The sequence below is a fragment of the Pseudoalteromonas aurantia genome, from assembly GCF_005886875.1.
Taxonomy (GTDB): domain Bacteria; phylum Pseudomonadota; class Gammaproteobacteria; order Enterobacterales; family Alteromonadaceae; genus Pseudoalteromonas; species Pseudoalteromonas aurantia_A.
This window is the reverse complement of record NZ_PNBY01000269.1, coordinates 1-207: the sequence shown is the minus strand read 5'-3', so window position 1 is coordinate 207 and position 207 is coordinate 1. Positions and strand designations below refer to the sequence as shown.

1 protein-coding gene is annotated in these 207 nt (G+C 34.3%); it reads right to left on the bottom strand.

Annotated features, from left to right (window positions below):
• On the bottom strand, nucleotides 1-207 hold a 207-nt coding region (locus CWC18_RS21230; RefSeq protein ID WP_212747762.1), incomplete at both ends, for a hypothetical protein.

Below are 207 nucleotides of genomic sequence, written 5' to 3'. Positions count from 1 at the left end.
TTAATCTTATTGTCTGCTAAATATTTTAAAAATACTTCTGTAAGTTTTAGCCAACGAGGGTCGGTATCGGGTATACCAAACTGGCCGATCATTCCTTTCTTACCATTATCTTGTAACCATTTTACAAAAGGCATTACTCTTTTTACCCCTGCATTTTCGTCTACCTGATTTTGTTCATAGCCATATAAATATTTCCCGGTAAAATCA